The following is an 18,152-nucleotide window of genomic DNA, read 5'->3' on the forward strand; positions in this document are numbered from 1 at the left end:
CAGACATGTCAAACCTCCGACGAAGGCACCCGCACCAGAGGCGCCGACCGCTCGAGACAGGAAACACCCATGGACAACGAGAAATTCGTCATTGTCGGCGAGGACGCCCTGAAGACCTTTTGCCGGGCGATGTTCATCGCAGTCGGCGTCCCGGACGACGAGGCGATCCTGATCGTGGACAACCTCGTCGAAGCCGACTTGCGCGCGGTGGCCTCGCATGGCGTGGTGCGTTTGCCGATCTATATCCAGCGCATCGAGGACGGCGGCTCCAACCCGCGCCCGCAGCCGCGAATTCTCCGCCAGACCCGCACCACCGCCGTTTTGGATGGCGATAATGGCATGGGCCAGATCGTCGGCATCCGAGCGATGGAGATTGCCCTCGAGAAGGCCAGCGACGGCGACTGCGCCTTCGTCTCGGTCCGCAACAGCAACCATTACGGTGCCGCGTCCCACTACGCCGAGATGGCCGCCAGGCACGACATGATCGGCCTGAGCTTCACCATCGGCGGCATTAACCACATGACGCCATGGGGCGGAGCCGAGGCCATTCTCGGCAACAATCCGTTCGCTTTCGCCTTCCCGACGCGAGACGGCTTTCCCGTCGTTCTCGACATGGCCTGCAGCGTCGCAGCGCGCGGCAAGATCATCGTCGCCGCCAAGGACGGCACGCCGATTCCGTCCGACTGGGCGAGCGGCCCGGACGGCGCCCCCACGACCGATCCGGTCGAGGCGCTGAAAGGCTTCGTGCTGCCGGTTGGCGGGCCGAAGGGCTATGCCCTGACGCTCGGCATCGGCCTGCTCAGCACGATGCTGTCAGGCGCCTATTTCGGCTCCGAAGTGACCCATATGTACGAGCAGACGACGACACCGCAGAATGTCGGCCATCTCTTCGGCGTGCTGCCGATCTCGGCCTTCGAGGATCTCGACCACTACTACGCCCGCATGTCGAAAGCTCTCGCCGACATCCAGGGGACGAGGAAAGCGCCAGGTGTCGAGCGGATCTATCTGCCCGGAGAGCGCGAGCATCTTGCACTTCTCGAGCGGCGCGAGCGTGGCATTCCGCTGAATGCGGCCGTCTTCGACGAACTCAATGAGCTCGGTGCGAAATACGGTCTCAGCCTCGGCTGAAGACGGCTCGATGTCGGCGCCTGAACTCGCGTCGCAGGCTCTTGCCAATCACATCAGTGGCCCGTATACCCGTGAGCATGTATTAACGTATACGTTGTTGGATTCGATGGATCTGAACCAGCCCCATGCAACCGTGAACAGCCGAGCCCTGCGCTCGACCGAGACGGTCTATGCCCGGCTCAAGCAGCAGATTCTGGACAACCGCTACCCGCCTGGTGCGCAAATCCTCGAAAGCGAGGTGGCCGCGGAGCTGAGTGCCTCGCGCACTCCGGTTCGGGAGGCTTTCGTCCGGTTGCAGCAGGACGGGTTGCTGGAGATCGTGCCGCGGCACGGTGTCCGCATCTCGGCTCTATCGCCCGGCGACATGCGTGAAATCTACGAGGTGCTGATGTCGCTGGAGCCGACGGCCGTCGAGCTTCTGGCTGCACGCAGGCCTGACAGGGCCGAGCTCGCGGGTCTCGTTGACTCCTGCGATGCGATGGAGGCCGCGCTTGAGGGAGAGCCTGATCTGCAGGCCTGGGCAGCAGCGGACGAGGCCTTCCATCTGAACCTCGCCAAGCTCTGCGGAAACCGGCGACTGGCAGCGATGATCATGCAGGTCTGGGACCAGGCGCATCGCGCCCGAATGTTCACGCTCTCACTGCGGCCGCTGCCCCTGCAGTCGACCGCCGAGCACCGGGCCGTGGTCGAGGCCATCCTCGCAGGCGACGTCGAGCACGCCCGTGAAATCTACCACGCTCACAGAAAGCGCGGTGGCCGCGAACTTACCACCATCATCGAACGACACGGAATCCAAAGACTATGACGTCAAACTCCTTCCATCTCGCCGTGATGCCGGGCGAAGGTATCGGCCTCGAAGTCATGGAGGCGGCGGCGACCGTTCTCGGAGCGGTAGAGAAGCGGTTCGAGCTGTCCTTCCATCAGGAGCACATTCCCGGCGGAGCTCACCACTACAAGGAGACCGGCGCGATCCTTCCCAAAGACGGGCTCGAGCGCGCGGGCAAATCGGATGCCATATTGTTCGGCGCGATGGGCTGGCCGGATATCCGCTTTCCTGACGGTACCGAGATCGCGCCGCAGCTCGACATGCGCATGGCTTTCGAACTTTATGCCGGTGTCAGGCCGATCCGCGCCATCCCCGGCGTGCCGCCGGTTCTAGCCCATGAGCGCTGGAAAGATATCGACCTCGTCATCGTCCGTGAATCGACGGAGGGCATGTTCGCCTCGCGCGGCAAGGGCGAGATCATCGACGACAAGGAGGCCCGCGACACCCAGGTCATCACCCGGAAAGTGACCGAGCAGCTGACTGATTTCTGCTGCAAGCTCGCGCGCAATCGCCGTGAAACACGCGGAACGCCCGGGCGCGTGACTTTGGTCGACAAGGCCAACGTGTTCCGTTCCTTCGCCTTCATGCGGAAGGTCTTCTACGAGACCGCGGCGAAGCATCCCGACATCGATGCCCGCCATCATTACATCGACGCCATGGCTCTCGATCTCGTCCGTCGACCCTGGGATTTCGACGTGCTGCCGACGGAGAACCTGTTCGGCGATATTCTCTCCGATCTCGGTGCAGGCCTGATCGGAGGAATGGGTTTTGCGCCCTCGGCCGATATCGGCGCGGCTCATGGCATGTTCCAACCCAGCCATGGCACTGCCCCGGACATCGCGGGCAAGGGCGTCGCCAACCCGACCGCCATGATCCTGTCGGTCGCGATGATGCTCGACTGGCTCGGCGAGCGCCATGGCAGCAGCGCGGCGCGTGATGCCGCCCGCGCGATCGAGCTCAGCGTCGACCACGCCTTCGGCACGATGAACCTGCGGACCTACGACATCGGCGGCCGCCACGGCACACGCCATATCGGCAACACCATCGCCGAGCTGATCCGCAACGGACAAGCCGATCCGCAATGACGCTGACGGTCGCCATCGCGGGCTGCGGCTATTTCAGCCGGTTCCACCAGGATGCGTGGAGCCGCATGGATGGCGTTCGCGTCGTCGGTGTCGCGGATCGCGATGCCGGAAAGCGCGAGGCTGCGGTCGCCCTGTTCGACGGCGCGAAGGCCTTCGACGATGCCGAGGCGATGCTGGATGCGGTCCGCCCGGACCTGATCGACATCGTCACGCCGCCGCAGACGCACCGCGCCCTCGTCGAGGCGGCGGCGCGGCGCGGCGTCAAGATGATTTGCCAGAAGCCGCTGGCACCGGCCTATGACGAGGCGCAGGCCATTGTCGGCCTCGCCGAGGAGGCCGGGGTGATGCTGGCCGTGCATGAGAATTTCCGCTTCATGCCCTGGTTCATGGAAGCTGGCCGGCTGATCACTTCGGGTGCCGTAGGTACGCCGCTGAACATCAGTTTCCGGCTGCGACCGGGAGACGGTCAGGGGCACGAGGCCTATCTGTCGCGCCAGCCCTATTTCCAAAGCATGCCGCGCTTCCTGATCCACGAGACCGGCATCCACCTGATCGACGTGTTCCGCTGCCTGATGGGCGAGATCACCGGCGTCTTCGCCCGGCTGCGCCGGATCAACCCGGTCATCGCCGGCGAGGATGCCGGATACGTGATCTTCGACTTTGCCAGCGGAGCCGCCGGACTGTTCGACGGCAACCGCCATGTCGACCATCCGGCGAAGGATACGCGCATGACCAACGGCGTATTGTTGGTCGAAGGAACCGAGAGCGTGATCCGGCTCGACGGCTTCGGCAAGCTGTTCGTCCGCCCGCGTGGCGGCGATGAGCGCGAGCACGCCTATGCCTGGGCGGATAGAGGCTATGGCGGCGATTGCGTCTACCGGCAGTCGCGTCACATCGTCGATCATCTGCTGACCGGCACGCCGCTCGCCAATTCCGGCCGCGACTACCTGCGCAATCTCGACATCGAGGAGGCGGTCTATCGCTCGGCAGCGGAGGGCCGCTTCATCACCGTCTAAAATCCACGAGAAGGCGGCACCAAGCCGCCCGGCTGGCGAAAACAATCATATCCGGGGAGGATACCATGACCAACAGACGCGATCTCCTGAAGGGCACGGCCGCAGCCGGCCTCACCATCACCGGCTTTCCGACCATCCTGCGTGCCCAGAGCGCCAAGGTGCTGCGCTTCAGCCATACCGACACGTCGGTCGGCGCGCGCCAGCAGGCAGCCGAGATGTTCGCCGCCGCTGTCGAGAAGAACACGCAAGGCCGCTACAAGGTCCAAGTCTACCATTCGGGCCAGCTTGCCAACGACGCCAAGTCGCTCGACCAACTTCAGATCGGCGGTCTCGATTTCGCAGTCACCGGCGTCGTCACCTTCACCCCGCATGTGAAGGACCTCTCGCTGATCGCGCTGCCCTATCTTGCCGAGAACTACGAGCAGGGCTGGAAGCTCTACGACACCTCGCCCTTCATCGCGAAGCAGGCGGCTGCGCTACCGGCCAAGGGCATGCGGCTGATCGGCAACTGGGAGGCCGGCTTTCGCTGCTTCACAACCAATTTCCCGCTTGGCAGCCCGGCCGACGCCAAGGGCAAGAAGCTCCGGATCGCCCCCGTCGAGATGATACGCTGGATCATGGAATCGATCGGCTTCTCGCCCGTCGTCATGCCGGTGACCGAGGTCTATCTCGGCATCCAGCAGAACACGGTGTCGGGCCAGGAAAACCCCATAGACACGATCTTTTCGCAGCGCTTCTACGAGGTCGCGAAATACATCACTCTGTCGAACCACGTCTATTCGCCGCTCTGGCTGGCAATGGCAGAGCGCAGCTTCAAGGGCATGAGCGCGGCCGACCAGGAGGGTGTGATGAAGGCCGCCAAGGAATCCGGCGACTGGAATCGCCGCGAGGTCCGCGCCAATGACGACAAGCTGCTCACCGAGATGACCGCCAAGGGAGCGATCATCACCAAACCGGACCTCGCCATCTGGAGTAAGGCGGCCGAAGGCGCCAATGAGCGCGCCCGCAAGGAGTTCGGCGCGGCGGCGGTCGACCAGATGATCGGAGAAGCCGCCGATATCCGCAAGAGCATGGGCTGATGGCGGCGCCCGACGCAGCGGCCGCAGACGGTTCGTTCTATTTCTACCGTCCCGGCCGGAAAGAGCCCGCCTCGTTGCGCCTCCTTGGCGATGCGATCGACGTCGTCGTGACAGTACTCGCGGTCATGCTGCTGCTGGTAATGTTCGCCAATGTCGCAGCCCGCGTGCTGCTCAACAGCGATATCGCCTGGAACACCGAGTTCGGCGAATTCGTGCTGCTATGGGCGACGTTCCTCGGCGGCGCCTCGGCGGCGCGACGAGGCGCTCATATGCGCATCACCGAATTCGTCGAGGCAATGCCGCCGGCCTGGACGCGCATCGTGGAGATCGCGACCCGCCTCGGCGTTGTCGCCCTGCTCGGCTTCCTGGTCTGGTACGGGCTGAGTATCGCGCAGGGCACGATGGAACAGGAGATGACGGTGCTGCACTGGCCGATGGGCGCGCAATACCTCGCCATGCCCGTCGGCTCGGCGCTGGCGCTGGTCTACGTCGCCTACGAGATCAGCCTGCTCGCGCGGGGCGAACCGATCCCTCAAGAAGCCTTCATGGACTAAGACATGGTTCTCGCCGTCATCTGCGCGATCTTCTTCGCGCTCGCGCTGCTCGGCATGCCGCTGGTCTGGGCCTTGCTCCTGACCACCATCTCGACAATCTGGATCTTCGGTCAGGGCTATCCGCTGGAGGCGATCTTCCTATCCTACATCTCCAGCGTCGAGCCGCTGCATCTGGCGGCGATCCCGCTTTTCATCTTCACGGGCGAGCTGATCACCCATGGTGGCGTGGGAAAAAGATTGATCGACTTCGCCCGTTCGCTGCTCGCCTTCATGCCGGGCGGGCTTGGCGTCGTCACGGTCTCGGCCTGCACCATGTTCGGCTCGGTGTCGGGCTCGGCGGTGGCGGATTCCGCCGCGATCGGCTCGATCATGATCCCCCGCATGGCCGAGCGCGGCTACCCGCGCGCCTTCGCTGGCGCGCTTATCGCCGTCGCGGGCACCATCGGCGTGCTGATGCCGCTCTCGATCCCGCTGCTGGTCTACGGCTTCGTCGGCAATGTCTCGATCCGCGAATTGCTCGTCTCCGGCGTGTTCCCGGCCTTCACGCTCGCCTTTGCGCTGATCCTGCTCTGCGTCTGGAAGGGGCGCTCGCTGGGTTGCGATCTCGGCGGCGCGATGCCGAGCCGGCGTGAGATCTGGCGTAGCTTCGTCGCGATCCTGCCGGCGACCGGCATGCCGGTGGTGATCCTCGGCGGCATCCTCAGCGGCATCTTCACGCCGACGGAAGCCGCATCGATCGCCGTGTTCTACGGGCTTATCCTGGCGCTCTTCGTCTATCGCGAGGTCAAGCCGCGCCAGGTGCCCGAGATGCTGCTGCATTCCTTCCGCACCAGCGCGGTGGTCATGCTCGTCGTCGGCGCAACCGGGGCGCTGTCCTGGCTGATCACGGTCGAGCAGATCCCGGCCAATCTGGCGGCAGCGATCCTGGCGATCTCCGAAAACAAATATGTCTTCCTGCTGCTGCTCAACGTCGCGCTGATCCTGGTCGGCATATTCCTCGAGCCGCTCCCCTCGCTGATGCTGACCGCGCCGCTCTTCATCCCGACCGCCAAGGCCTTCGGCATCGACCCGGTGCATCTTGGCTTGATCATGGTGTTCAACTTGGTGATCGGACTCTACACGCCGCCCGTCGGGGGAACGCTCTTCGTCGCCGCCAAGATCGCCCGCGTCGGCATGGTGGCGATCTCGCGCGAGCTGATCCCGATGTTCGCCATCGCGCTGATCGTGCTGTTCACCGTGACCTATATCGAGGCGATCCCGATGGCGCTGGTCTGGTTCATGCGCGGATGAACCAGATCCCGCTCTCCGATGTCACCCTGCTCGGACACGGCCTGGTCCGGCCGGAATGCGTTCTCGCCACCAAAGCCGGCGATCTCTACACGGCCGACTGGCGCGGCGGCGTCGCGCATCTCAGGCCGGACGGATCGCAGGCGCTCTATACCGGCACGACCGCCGACTTGCCCGAGGGCCTGCGGCCCAACGGCATCGCGCTGGAGCCCGACGGCTCGTTCCTCATCGCCAATCTGGGTAGCGAGCTTGGTGGCGTCTGGCGGCTGACACGCGAGGGCCAGATTTCGCCCGTGTTGACCGAGATCGAAGGTCGGCCGGTGCCGCCATCCAACTATGTCGTGCGCGACCAGGCGGGCAGGCTCTGGCTCACGATCTCGACGCGGCTGAAGCCGCGCTCGCTCGACTACCGGCTGGATTCGGCGACCGGCTACGTCGCGGTGCTCGACGAGCGCGGCGCGCGTATCGTGGCCGACGGGCTCGGCTTCACCAATGAATGTCAGATCTCGCCCGACGGACGCTGGCTCTACGTTAACGAGACCTATGGCCGGCGGCTCAGCCGCTTCCCGATCAATCCCGGCGCGCGTCTCGGCCCAAAGCAGATCGTGCATGAATTCGGCAAAGGCCAGTTTCCCGACGGTCTCGCCTTCGACGTCGAGGGCAAGGTCTGGATCGCCGGCGTGATCGCGAACCAACTCCTGCGGATCGATCCTGAGGGCGGTTCCGTCGAGATCGTCCTCAGCGAGACCGACGCCGCCCATGTCGCTTGGGTGGAGGAAGCCTTCATCGCCAATGAGCTCGGCCGTCCGCATATGGATTCGAACCCGGCCGTCAAGCTGCGCAACCTGTCGAGCATCGCCTTCGGCGGGCCGGACTTGCGAACTGCCTATCTCGGATGTCTGCTCGGCGACCGTATTGCCCAGGTGCGGTTGACTGCTAGCGGCACTGCACCCGTGCATTGGTTGTACTGAAACCAGCGTCTGCTGGCGCATAATAGCGGTGGGAAGAACTGTACCCTTCTGGCCGCGCCTCAGCCGCGCTGGCCGAACAGGCCGTGGAAACGCCCGAGGAAGCTGCGCAATCGCTCGCTTTCGGGGTTGTCGAAGATTTCGGCTGGCGGGCCGGCCTGGGCCACGAGGCCCTGGTCGAGGAAGACGACATGGTCGGAGACGTCGCGTACGAACAGCATCTCGTGGCTGACGAGCAACATGGTCATGCCGGATTCCGCCAGTGACTGCATCACTCCGAGCACCTCTGCGACCAATTCGGGGTCGAGCGCCGAGGTCACCTCGTCGAAGAGCAGCAGGCGCGGCTGCATCGCAACCGCGCGCGCGATCGCGACGCGCTGCTGCTGGCCGCCCGAAAGCTGGTAGGGGTAGTGTTCGCCGCGCTCCGCCAGCCCGACTCGGCCGAGCCAATGGTTGGCGATCTCCCTTGCCTCGGCCTTGCTTTTGCTGAGCACTTTCACCAGCCCGAGCATGACGTTCTCGGCTGCGGTGAGATGCGGGAACAGGTTGAACTGCTGGAAGACCATGCCGATGCGGGCGCGCTGGGCGGAGATTTTCGTCTCGCTGAGCCGCCTGCGCCTCCCACCGCTTTCGGTATAGCCGATCGGATCTCCGTCGAGCAGGATCTCGCCGCCGTCATGCTCCTCGAGCAGGTTGACGCAGCGCAGGAAGGTCGTCTTGCCTGAGCCGGAGGCACCGATCAGCGACACAACCTGCCCAGCTTTCGCCCGGCTATCCTTAGGGTTGCCCTTGGCGTCGACGGCGCCGACATACACCACGCCGAGCGTGCCCGTGTCGTGCCCGGCAACATGGGAGCCGACGTCGGCCTCCCGCCGGCCAGCCTTCACCGTGCCGTCGAGCAACACGGCCCAGTGATAGCCGACATCCTTCCAGCCTGACCATACCCCGGGCCAGGGCGCGCGGCATGGACCTTATCGTTTGGCAAAACGGCAAGTCGCGATGGTCGATCGAGGATCTGCTCAGCCGCTCAGCGGGCTATGTCGAACTGAGCCTCAACGGCGCATATCGTGTTGTCATCGGAGGGAAAGGGCTGCGATTTTGGCACACCTGACGCCCGGCCCTTACCGGTCACTGGACGCCGCGCTTTCGGAAATTGAACATCATACCCACGGCTCGTGGATGCTGAGGTATGACGTGTAGCCGTCCGCTGCGCGCGTGCCGTTGGATAGCTTTGGCTTTGGCGACGATCAATTTTTGTTCGCTATTTTGAGCATGGGGGCCTCCTTGCGGCTCAATCATGCCCGCTCGGTTCGGTACGGCCTTTTGCCTGCTCCAGCGCGCGAGCCGGGCATCGACCTTCGCCGTATGGTAGACGTGGAGCGCCCAGCCGGCCTCCCCGATGTAGGCAGGCATTGATCGAATGAGCGCCGGAACGCCGCCATAGCCTCTTCGAGAATGTCGGCTTCACCCGATACCCGAATGAAGTCTCGGTCAGTACCCTGAGTTCGCCTTCGCCGATGACGATCGGTGGCTCGTCATCGGCGGCGAGCAGGGTCATCTCCGGACAATGGATCACCGTACCTACTTCAGAGAGATGCTTAAGGCGGTTAACGATCGTCATCTCCGCAAACATTAAGGGCTCGCCGTCCTGCACGAAAGCGCAACAAGCAGCCGCAAGACGTCGACCGAGACGCCCAACGCCCTGGCATTTTGTGTTTAGAGGTGCGGTGCCTCATCCAGCGAAGGTTGCTTACGTTCCAATGGGATCGGAAGCGGATCGAGCACTCTTGCCCGTCGAGATAATGTCCGGTTCCGGGCGACCTCCCAATGTCCGCTTATGGCGCACCGCCGCCAAGCAGACCCTTCGATATGGAGCCGTCCTGGAACTGATCCACGTTAGTGGCGTTCTAAGGAAGCTCTCGATCGCAGATTGGCTGCCGTTTCGGGCTGGGGATAGCCATGTCCGTACCGTCTCGTCGCACCATTCTCGCTCTGCTATCCACCGCCTGCGTGTTTGCGAACAGCGCAGCGCGGACTCAGGCTACCGCCAATTCCAGCAAAGGCTTCAGCTACGATGACGTGGTTGAGCGAGCGAAGGCATTGGCAAATCAGCCCTTCGATGCCGAAAGCTCCAAGATTCCGGCCGAGTTATCGAAGCTGACCTATGACAGCTATCGTGAAATCCGATTTCGTCGGGACAAGGCCTTTTGGCGCGACGGCGGCTCAGACTATCGTCTTCTGCCATTCCATCTTGGCTTCCTTCATGACAAGCCGGTGCAGGTTCACATAATCAACCATGGCAACGCGATCCCGATACCGTTTACGACGGGCCTTTTCGAGTACGGCAAGGTGCCCGTTCCGAAAGGACTCTCACCTGCACTTGGCTTTGCGGGGTTCGCTGTCACGACCAACCTCAACGACCCAAAGATTCAGGACGAGGTCATCTCGTTCCTGGGCGCGAGCTATTTCCGTCTCATCGGGCGCGGTCATCGCTATGGACTTTCGGCACGGTCACTTGCCTTGGACGTCGGTGGCAAGCAGCCGGAGGAGTTCCCATTCATGCGAGCGCTCTGGGTGGAGGAACCGTCGCGCGACGCGACGGACCTCGTCATCTACGCGCTCCTTGATTCCCCATCGGTCGCCGGTGCCTATCGCTATGTCGTTAGCCCAGGCCGCGAAACCTCCGTGGATGTCACTGCGACGATCATCCCTCGGAATGACATCGAGCGGCTAGGGATCGCACCATTGACGTCGATGTTTCAGGCCGGGGAAGGCGATCTGACCCAACGTTCAGATTTTCGGCCAGAGATTCACGACTCCGACGGCTTGATGATGCAATCCGGGAGTGGTGAATGGATCTGGCGGCCCATTCGCAATCCGAAGGCGTTGCGCATTTCGAGTTTCGGCGACAAGAACCCGCGCGGCTTTGGTCTCATGCAACGCGACCGGGACTTCGGAAGCTATCAGGATCTTGAAGCACGTTATGAGGCGAGGCCAGGCTATTGGGTTACGCCTCAGGGCGACTGGGGGGATGGCCGGATCGATCTGATCGAAATTCCGACTACGAACGAGGCGTTTGACAATGTCGTCGCGTGCTGGACGCCGAATAAACCGCTGCCTTCCGGCCAACCTGCCGAGTTCCGATATCGCATAACCGCGGTATCGACGACATGGCATCTGCACTCGTACGCGCAAGCGCAGCAGAGCTTCAACGGCTCGGATGTCGAGGATGGCGTGACCGATGGCAAGGGCACAAAACGTTTCATTGTCGATTTTGCCGGTGGCGATCTGGCCTACTACCAAAGCGAACCCGATCGTGTGGAACTTGTCGCAACGACGACCAGCGGTTCGATCGTCTCTAAGATCCTAACATTCAACTCGCCGCTGAAAGGAGTGCGCGTAATTGTCGATGCGACGTTACCCGATGGTCAGTCGGCGGAGCTCAGAATCTTCCTTAAATCGCGAAAACGCACATTGAGTGAGACTTGGACCGCTACCTGGTCGGTTCCGGCCGACGAATTGCTCGCGCACCCGCCCAGGAAATGATCGCAATCGGCGCCCTCGCAACCTCTACGTTCGATTGCCAATGAAGCTACGACAACACCCTTTCATCATCGCTCTATTCTCGGCTGCCGTGGGGGGCGTTGGTTGCCTCGTCGTCGGCAATTTGTTGCCCGAGCCGCACCAATTGCGGCAACCACTTCCGCATCATCTTGCATCGTCGGATCGACAGCTCAAGGCGTCCATGGGCGCCCTCTTCGGGTCGAACTACGTGCCCGGAAACAAGGTCGAAACCCTCGTCAACGGCGTCCAGATCTTTCCCGCGATGCTGCGCGGAATACGCGAAGCGCGGCAGACGATCAGTTTCGAGACGTATATCTACTGGCGTGGCGCCATCGCCAACGAATTCGCCGATGCGCTCTCGGCAAAAGCCCGTGAGGGGCTGACCGTAAAGGTCCTGCTCGACTGGGTCGGAAGCATTCCGATGGACGAAGGGCTCATCAAGCGAATGCAGGACGCCGGCGTAGAGGTGGTCCGGTTCCGCCCGATCACTTGGTACACAATCGATCGGCTGAATAATCGCACACACAGGAAATTGCTGGTTGTCGACGGGCGCGTTGGGTTTACCGGTGGTGTGGGCATCGCTGACGAATGGAACGGTGATGCGCGCGCGCCGAGCGAATGGCGCGACAATCATTATCGCTTGGAAGGGCCTGCAGCGGCAGAGCTCCAATCGGCATTTGCCGAGCATTGGATCGAAGCGACCGGCGATTTGCTGCTAGGCGACCGCTTCTTTCCGGATATATCCCCCGCAGGCGATCAAGCTGCCCAGGTGGTGATCAGCTCGACGCATCAGCGCAATGTCATGCACCTGATGCTGATGACGGCGCTTGCCTCCGCTCAGAAGAATATCCGGATCGCCACCCCCTATTTCGTTCCCGACGACCTGATCAGACAACAGCTCCTTGAGGCCCGCAAGCGTGGTGTGGAGGTTCAGATCATCATTCCCGGGCCTCAGACCGATGCGCGCATCGTCAGGAAAGCATCCCGGCACCTTTGGGGCGATCTACTTCAAGCCGGCGTGAAGATCAGCGAGTATCAGCCCACGTTCTTCCATTGTAAGCTTGTGATTGTCGACGACATCTGGACGTCGGTCGGCTCGACGAACATCGATGACCGCGCTTTGAGGCTCAACGACGAAGCAAACGTCAATCTGTTCGATCAACGTTTTGCCAGCATTCAGATTGCCACGTTCGACAAGGATGCTGCAGCCTCCAAGCCGTACACCTTTGCAGATTGGCAAAACCGCTCGGCGAACGAAAAATTCTCCGATTGGCTCTCAAGCCTTGCGCGGTCGCAAATCTGACGGCAGATGCCTGCAAGGAAGTTTCGAGCGAGCTTGTCGTAACGTGTTGCGATCGCTCGGAAGTCTTTGAGGCGGCAGAAGGCGCGCGCGACGGCGTTGCGGCCCTTATAGGCCACGGAATCGAAGGGGAATCGTCTCACGCGGTTGATCTTGTTGGAGATCACCGCGAGCGTGCCCCGGCCGACGAGAGCGTGCCGCCAGCGGTCGCCGTCCCCGGCTCGTCTCGGCAGCGCTTGCTCTCGCGGCGACACGGATGGGTGGAGCCGGTAAATGGATGGGCATTTGGGGGCTGATGGCCGCGATTTTCGGGCGCAGGGATCGCGGCGCCTGAAGGTGCGCTCCTTCGGGCATCGTTTCCCACCTCCGACATGAACGGCTTCGGCGGCCGACAGATTGCGTCGCCGTATCCTCACGGAAGCGTTTGATCGCTTCGCCCGTCGACTGGGCGTCAACGCAGGAAGAATGTGATCATCTCGCGCGACGCGTCCGGGCCGGCTGGATCGGCGAACGTGCCGCTGCGATGGCCGCCCGACCAGGCATGGCCGGCGCCATTGATCAGCAGATATTCCGCCAGTGCTTCGCCGGCGGGGCCGATCAGCACCTGGCGCGTGGCGGTCCGGCTCCCAGATCGGACCTCGGACATCACGACCGAAGATCCCGGATTTTGTGAGCGCATGCGCTCGAACAACGCGTCGCCATTGGACCGACTGACGGTCGCGTCCGCCGTGCCATGGATGATGATCTTGCGCCTGCCTTGGACGCCGATGCAGGGCGCAGTTTTTCCATTGCCCTTCATCGCCGCGAATGCGGAGATGACGTCGTGGGCGGCCCGGTAGGGTAGACCGGAATGCAAACCGACGGCGGCGAAGACCGTAGGATGAGTTTCGGCCAGCACCTCCGCCATTGCGGCACCAGCCGACAATCCCGCGGCGAAGACGCGCCCTGGGGTGATCTTGAATTCCCTGGCCAGTTCTTGCCCCAGCGCGGCCAGCATCGCCGGCTCGCCGGAGCCGGCCTGCTGATGACGGATGTCGAACCAGTTCCAACAGCCCTGAGCGTTTCCGGAGCGCGGCTGGTGGGGATAGGCGACGATGAGCCCGAATTCGTCGGCAAGACGGTTCATCTGGGTTCCCCGCGCGAAATCGTCGGGATCCTGGGTGCAGCCGTGAAGCATCACGACCAGTGCCAGTTCGCGATCCAGATTGGCGGGCACATAAAGCTTGTAGTTCAGCAGCCCAGCCGCCGATCGATGGCTTCGTGAGACGAAGCGGTCGTCGCCCTCATCTGCTGCCGGGGTTGCCTCGTCGGACGCGGGCGGGAACCGTCGGTATGTTGCGCGCTGTGCCCCCAAGGTCTTCAGGATGTCGCCTAGCCTGCGTAGACGCGGAGCGCCGGCATCATCATCCGCTGCGACTTTCTTCGAGGTCGGCTGGACCCCGACGCCTCGTGTGCGTGCGGCCAGTGCCTGCCGAATGGCCGCGGTAGCGCCGGCGACGTCGGATGTCTTCAGACGCGCCATGGCATCAGCCATGGCGCCTTTAATGTGCCAATGCATGGTGACGTCCTTTTTTGTTACGACAGGCGGTCCGCTAAGGCGGCCTTGACCTCTCCGGATGCATGCAACGCACCCAGGACGGTGATCGACGCGATGGTGCTTCTGGCGAGCGCAGCCGGGACGTCATCGGCGATGACGGCGAGCCCGAGCACGCGAATCTCAAGCTGCTCCTTGGCCTTGGCCACAGCTTCGAGATCGGCGCGCGTGTAGGTTCTGAGGCCCAGTTCCAATGAAAGGCGTGTCGTTGCCTGGGTTGCGACCTCGGCGTGGGTCGTGAGCTGATTGCGAATGGCGGTCCGAATGAAGTCGGAGCGGTTCGAGTAGAAGCCGTCCCGGACAAGCAGATCGATCCGGCCGAGGTCCACGAAGCCAAGGTTGACCGTCAGCTTCTCACTATCAGGTGTTTTCATTCGGGGTATCCAGAAGCCATCCATATGGATGGCATATGGATGTTTTTACCCGGGCGTCAAGGGCGGCAAGTCAATTGACGCTCCCGACTCATCCGCTCGATCGACGAGCGCGACTGCCAAAAGGTTGGTGAGAGATCAGAGGCAGTGCCCTCCGACGAAGGGGCGGGAATGCCCAAACTCTCGACCTTGCAGGAGGAACATCGACGCTGGGCGGGTTCGATTGAAGTTTTCCGGGACGGGCGAGGATGAGGATCATGCACATTCGGTGCGGCTATCGGATCGAAGTCGTAAACGTCCGTCGACGGCACATGAAAGGGCATAACGAAGCAAAAAACATTCACGACTCTGAACTCGAATCCGCGCTCTCGTGCCGGAACTTTGAGCCGTTCAATTTCGTTCGCCTAAAAGCCTCAGCACCTGAACGAAGGACAAGACTCATGGCCCGTTCCCCGCGCGACACCACTCCTACGAGAGCCAGCTCCGGCAATGGCGGCGAGCTGCACCAGACGGCATCGGCGCCGGAGGCCCGCATCACGACCAATCACGGCGTCCCTGTTAGCGACAACCAGAACTCTCTGAAGGCCGGCGGCCGCGGGCCGACACTGCTCGAGGACTTCGTGCTGCGCGAGAAGATCCAGCATTTCGACCATGAGCGCATCCCCGAGCGCATCGTCCATGCGCGCGGCTCGGCGGCCCACGGGTTTTTCGAGTTGGCGGAGTCGCTCGGCGAGTTCACCCGCGCCAAGGTGTTGACCGAGGTCGGCGTCAAGACCGAGGTCTTTACCCGGTTCTCGACCGTCGCCGGCGGGGCGGGCTCGGTCGACACGCCGCGAGACGTGCGGGGATTCGCGGTCAAGTTCTACACCAGGGAAGGCAACTGGGATCTCGTCGGCAACAACATCCCGGTCTTCTTCATCCAGGACGCGATCAAGTTTCCCGACCTGATCCATGCCGTGAAGATGGAAGCCGATCGCGGCTATCCGCAGGCCGCCAGCGCCCACGACACTTTCTGGGATTTCGTCGGCCTGATGCCTGAATCGACCCATATGATCATGTGGGCGATGTCCGACCGCACCATCCCGCGCTCGCTGCGGATGATCGAGGGTTTTGGCGTCAACACCTTCCGTCTGCTCAACGACAAGGACGAGCCGATCTTCGTCAAGTTCCATTGGCGTCCCAAGCTCGGCACGCAATCGACCTGTTGGGACGAGGCGGTGAAGATCGCCGGCGCCGACCCGGACTATCATCGCCGCGATCTTCACGAGGCGATCGCCAAGGGCGATTTTCCGGAATGGCAATTCGGCGTGCAGCTGCTGAGCCAGGCCGAGGCGGACGCGCTGCCCTTCGACATCCTCGACGCGACCAAGGTGATCCCCGAGGAGCTTGTGCCGATCCGCGTCATCGGGCGGATGGTGCTGAACCGCAACCCGGACAACTTCTTCGCCGAGACCGAACAGGCCGCCTTCCTGCCGACCAACATGCCGCCGGGCATCGATGTCTCGGAAGACCCCCTGTTGCAAGGGCGCCTGTTCTCCTATCAGGACACGCAGCTCTCGCGCCTTGGAACCGTGAACTTTCATCAGATTCCGATCAACAGGGCCAAGGGCTGCCCCTTTCAGAACCTGCAGCGCGACGGCCACATGCAGACGCAGGTTTTTAAAGGCCGGGCCAATTACGAGCCAAACTCTCTTTCGGAAGCCGGCGAGGTCGGCGGCCCGCGCGAGGACCCCGTCGGCGGCTTTCGCACGGCAGCGATTTCGGTCGCGGACCACAAGGTTCGCCTGCGTGCGGACAGCTTCGCGGACCATTACAGCCACGCACGCCTGTTCTTCCGCTCGCAGAGCGAGATCGAACAGGCGCATTTGGCGAGCGCACTGGTCTTTGAGCTTTCCAAGGTCACGCTGGAGCATGTCCGTAACCGCGTGATGGCCAACCTCGTGAATGTCGACGAAACTCTGGCACAGCGCGTGGCCGCCGGCCTTGGCATGGCATTGCCGAAAGCCTCCAAGCCGGCGGTGGCGCCAGCCGACATGGAGCCGTCGCCTGCGCTCCGGATCGTCGGCAAATATCCCGAGACGCTGAAGGGTCGATCGGTCGGCATCCTCGTCTCGGACGGTGCGGACGGAGCCATGGTCGCAGCCGTCAGAGCGGCGGTCGAAGGGGAGGGCGGAACGGTCAAGATCGTCGCGCCCAAGATCGGTGGTGTGACGCTCAAGGACGGCAATATGCTGAAAGCCGACGGGCAGCTTGCGGGCTCGCCCTCCGTGATCTTCGACGCGGTCGCGATCATCCTCTCTGAAGCCGGCTGCCAGATGCTGATGAAGGAAGGTGCAGCAATCGATTTCGCCAAGGATGCCTTCGGTCACCTCAAGGCGATCGGCCACAGCGCTGAAGCCAAGCCATTGCTCGACAAGGCCGGCGTCCAGGCCGATGACGGCATCGTCGTGCTCGGCAAGTCGGTCGAGGCGTTCCTGGCTCCTGCCCGCACGCGGCAGTGGGTTCGCGAGCCCAACGTCCGCATGCTGGCCTGACCATGCCGCTGCGCGAGGCAGAACGCGGCGTCGCAGGTACGTTTTGTCGGCCGCAAACCTTTGTGCCGACGCAGGTGCCTGCAACCGCTGGCGATCCCAGCAATGTAAGGCGCCGATCCCGACGATATGGGCTTCTATTTGGCTCGCCATTTTTGGGCTCCGGGAAAGTCCAGCATCGGTGGACCGCGTTCCAGCCTGAATTCTAAGGAGGCATGCTCTCGCTCTACCGCCGACTGCGCTTTGCGTCGGCGGCTTCCAACTGTTCTCGGCGGAGACCGATGTCCTGATCTTTCGGCGCCACCATCTACGTCGAAGCTTGGCCATCGCGCTCAATTTCGATGGTGATGAGGAACTGCCGCCCGAGCTCGCGGGAGCACCGCGGTTGCTCACCAGTGCAGGCGACGAGGGCGAGCACCCTCGTGACTCTGGCGCCTGCGTGGCAATGAGGGCATGATCGTCGCCTGGCCGGAAACTGCGGCAAACTTCGGGTGTCCCTACACCAGTTGTAGGGAAAGGCGAAGTTTGCCGCATTGGCTATCAAGCCGCGCCATAACCCATTGAAATACTTCGATAGGGCCTTCGGAGTGTTTAAGCTAAAAGTGCCGCAGTTAAGGCGAAGTGCTTCCGCAACCTGGCCATTGCGTCCCAATCGAGCGGACCGCGCGGACTGAACTTCGGCCCGCTTCCGGCAAGATCAGCTTCCGAAATTGCGGACGTCCCGAGTGTCCGCTTCCGGGCAGTGTAGTCACTTGCTTATCGCTGGGCGAGAACAGGCCAGCGCTTCACTCCGCCAGCCAGAGCAGTGATCCCTCGTCCAGGTTGACCGGGGCGTTGTCACCAGCCGAA

Annotated in this window: 16 protein-coding genes and 1 pseudogene; 12 read left to right on the forward strand and 5 right to left on the reverse strand. The window is 62.7% G+C overall.

Annotated features, from left to right (window positions below; all coding sequences use genetic code 11):
* Positions 1-69: 69 nt before the first annotated feature.
* From C4S73_RS20150 to C4S73_RS20185, 8 genes are all read left to right on the forward strand, one after another.
* Positions 70-1,128, forward strand: a complete 1,059-nt coding sequence (locus C4S73_RS20150; protein WP_103874330.1) for an Ldh family oxidoreductase — start codon at positions 70-72, stop codon at positions 1,126-1,128.
* A 10-nt stretch (positions 1,129-1,138) separates the two neighbouring features.
* Positions 1,139-1,933: a GntR family transcriptional regulator gene (locus C4S73_RS20155; protein ID WP_200828063.1), complete on the forward strand. Its 795-nt coding sequence runs from the start codon at positions 1,139-1,141 to the stop codon at positions 1,931-1,933.
* On the forward strand, positions 1,930-3,039 hold the full coding sequence (locus C4S73_RS20160) for an isocitrate/isopropylmalate dehydrogenase family protein (RefSeq protein ID WP_103874332.1): 1,110 nt from the start codon (positions 1,930-1,932) through the stop codon (positions 3,037-3,039). Before C4S73_RS20155 ends, C4S73_RS20160 begins: the two co-directional genes overlap by 4 nt.
* Positions 3,036-4,055 carry a Gfo/Idh/MocA family protein gene (locus tag C4S73_RS20165; protein ID WP_103874333.1) on the forward strand — a complete coding sequence of 340 codons (1,020 nt, stop codon included), beginning with the start codon at positions 3,036-3,038 and terminating at the stop codon, positions 4,053-4,055. Before C4S73_RS20160 ends, C4S73_RS20165 begins: the two co-directional genes overlap by 4 nt.
* A 65-nt stretch (positions 4,056-4,120) precedes the next feature.
* A complete protein-coding gene (locus C4S73_RS20170; protein ID WP_103874334.1) occupies positions 4,121-5,134 on the forward strand; it encodes a TRAP transporter substrate-binding protein in 1,014 nt (337 codons plus the stop codon).
* Positions 5,134-5,688, forward strand: coding sequence for a TRAP transporter small permease (locus C4S73_RS20175; RefSeq protein WP_103874335.1), 555 nt, complete (start codon positions 5,134-5,136; stop codon positions 5,686-5,688). Before C4S73_RS20170 ends, C4S73_RS20175 begins: the two co-directional genes overlap by 1 nt.
* Before the next feature lie 3 nt (positions 5,689-5,691).
* Positions 5,692-6,978: a TRAP transporter large permease gene (locus C4S73_RS20180; protein WP_103874336.1), complete on the forward strand. Its 1,287-nt coding sequence runs from the start codon at positions 5,692-5,694 to the stop codon at positions 6,976-6,978.
* Positions 6,975-7,946, forward strand: a complete 972-nt coding sequence (locus tag C4S73_RS20185; protein WP_103874337.1) for an SMP-30/gluconolactonase/LRE family protein — start codon at positions 6,975-6,977, stop codon at positions 7,944-7,946. The genes C4S73_RS20180 and C4S73_RS20185 overlap by 4 nt, the downstream gene beginning before the upstream one ends.
* Positions 7,947-8,005: 59 nt before the next feature.
* Here the strand turns inward: C4S73_RS20185 and C4S73_RS20190 are convergent, their stop codons facing one another.
* Positions 8,006-8,761: an amino acid ABC transporter ATP-binding protein gene (locus C4S73_RS20190; RefSeq protein WP_103874465.1), complete on the reverse strand. Its 756-nt coding sequence runs from the start codon at positions 8,759-8,761 to the stop codon at positions 8,006-8,008.
* 146 nt (positions 8,762-8,907) lie between these two features.
* On the opposite strand from C4S73_RS20190, the gene C4S73_RS28320 reads away from it, so the two are divergent.
* On the forward strand, positions 8,908-9,054 hold the full coding sequence (locus C4S73_RS28320) for a hypothetical protein (RefSeq protein WP_160115848.1): 147 nt from the start codon (positions 8,908-8,910) through the stop codon (positions 9,052-9,054).
* Positions 9,055-9,234: 180 nt separating this feature from the next.
* On the opposite strand, the gene C4S73_RS28010 is transcribed toward C4S73_RS28320, so the two are convergent.
* Positions 9,235-9,564, reverse strand: a complete 330-nt coding sequence (locus C4S73_RS28010) for a hypothetical protein (protein ID WP_146071446.1) — start codon at positions 9,562-9,564, stop codon at positions 9,235-9,237.
* A 338-nt stretch (positions 9,565-9,902) separates the two neighbouring features.
* Here C4S73_RS28010 and C4S73_RS20200 point away from each other — a divergent pair, with 338 nt between their 5' ends.
* Both C4S73_RS20200 and C4S73_RS20205 read left to right on the forward strand, forming a co-directional pair.
* Positions 9,903-11,489, forward strand: coding sequence for an OpgD/OpgG family glucan biosynthesis protein (locus C4S73_RS20200; RefSeq protein ID WP_103874339.1), 1,587 nt, complete (start codon positions 9,903-9,905; stop codon positions 11,487-11,489).
* Positions 11,490-11,529: 40 nt separating this feature from the next.
* Positions 11,530-12,810: a phospholipase D-like domain-containing protein gene (locus C4S73_RS20205; RefSeq protein WP_103874340.1), complete on the forward strand. Its 1,281-nt coding sequence runs from the start codon at positions 11,530-11,532 to the stop codon at positions 12,808-12,810.
* Positions 12,811-12,812: 2 nt separating this feature from the next.
* Here C4S73_RS20205 and C4S73_RS28725 read toward each other — a convergent pair.
* The 3 genes and pseudogenes from C4S73_RS28725 to C4S73_RS20220 all read right to left on the reverse strand — a co-directional run.
* Positions 12,813-12,929 (reverse strand): annotated as a pseudogene (locus C4S73_RS28725) (IS5/IS1182 family transposase); the annotation flags it as partial.
* 329 nt (positions 12,930-13,258) lie between these two features.
* Entirely contained in the window at positions 13,259-14,365 is a 1,107-nt protein-coding gene (locus tag C4S73_RS20215) for an extracellular catalytic domain type 1 short-chain-length polyhydroxyalkanoate depolymerase (RefSeq protein WP_103874341.1), read from the reverse strand.
* 17 nt (positions 14,366-14,382) lie between these two features.
* A complete protein-coding gene (locus C4S73_RS20220) occupies positions 14,383-14,799 on the reverse strand; it encodes a CopG family transcriptional regulator (RefSeq protein WP_103874342.1) in 417 nt (138 codons plus the stop codon).
* Positions 14,800-15,212: 413 nt separating this feature from the next.
* On the opposite strand from C4S73_RS20220, the gene C4S73_RS20225 reads away from it, so the two are divergent.
* The gene (locus C4S73_RS20225) at positions 15,213-17,306 is read left to right on the forward strand and encodes a catalase (protein WP_103874343.1); all 2,094 of its coding nucleotides are present in this window, start codon (positions 15,213-15,215) and stop codon (positions 17,304-17,306) included.
* The last annotated feature ends 846 nt before the right edge of the window (positions 17,307-18,152 follow it).

The organism is Allobosea lathyri (assembly GCF_900108245.1).
Classification (GTDB): domain Bacteria; phylum Pseudomonadota; class Alphaproteobacteria; order Rhizobiales; family Beijerinckiaceae; genus Allobosea; species Allobosea lathyri.

Coding starts and splice junctions, on each gene's coding strand:
- C4S73_RS20150 (WP_103874330.1), top strand. CDS start 70: ATGGACAACGAGAAATTCGTCATTGTCGGCGAGGACGCCCTGAAGACC.
- C4S73_RS20180 (WP_103874336.1), top strand. CDS start 5,692: ATGGTTCTCGCCGTCATCTGCGCGATCTTCTTCGCGCTCGCGCTGCTC.
- C4S73_RS20160 (WP_103874332.1), top strand. CDS start 1,930: ATGACGTCAAACTCCTTCCATCTCGCCGTGATGCCGGGCGAAGGTATC.
- C4S73_RS20175 (WP_103874335.1), top strand. CDS start 5,134: ATGGCGGCGCCCGACGCAGCGGCCGCAGACGGTTCGTTCTATTTCTAC.
- C4S73_RS20155 (WP_200828063.1), top strand. CDS start 1,139: ATGTCGGCGCCTGAACTCGCGTCGCAGGCTCTTGCCAATCACATCAGT.
- C4S73_RS20205 (WP_103874340.1), top strand. CDS start 11,530: ATGAAGCTACGACAACACCCTTTCATCATCGCTCTATTCTCGGCTGCC.
- C4S73_RS20215 (WP_103874341.1), bottom strand. CDS start 14,365: ATGCATTGGCACATTAAAGGCGCCATGGCTGATGCCATGGCGCGTCTG.
- C4S73_RS20170 (WP_103874334.1), top strand. CDS start 4,121: ATGACCAACAGACGCGATCTCCTGAAGGGCACGGCCGCAGCCGGCCTC.
- C4S73_RS20165 (WP_103874333.1), top strand. CDS start 3,036: ATGACGCTGACGGTCGCCATCGCGGGCTGCGGCTATTTCAGCCGGTTC.
- C4S73_RS28010 (WP_146071446.1), bottom strand. CDS start 9,564: ATGACGATCGTTAACCGCCTTAAGCATCTCTCTGAAGTAGGTACGGTG.
- C4S73_RS20225 (WP_103874343.1), top strand. CDS start 15,213: ATGGCCCGTTCCCCGCGCGACACCACTCCTACGAGAGCCAGCTCCGGC.
- C4S73_RS20220 (WP_103874342.1), bottom strand. CDS start 14,799: ATGGATGGCTTCTGGATACCCCGAATGAAAACACCTGATAGTGAGAAG.
- C4S73_RS20200 (WP_103874339.1), top strand. CDS start 9,903: ATGTCCGTACCGTCTCGTCGCACCATTCTCGCTCTGCTATCCACCGCC.
- C4S73_RS20185 (WP_103874337.1), top strand. CDS start 6,975: ATGAACCAGATCCCGCTCTCCGATGTCACCCTGCTCGGACACGGCCTG.
- C4S73_RS28320 (WP_160115848.1), top strand. CDS start 8,908: ATGGACCTTATCGTTTGGCAAAACGGCAAGTCGCGATGGTCGATCGAG.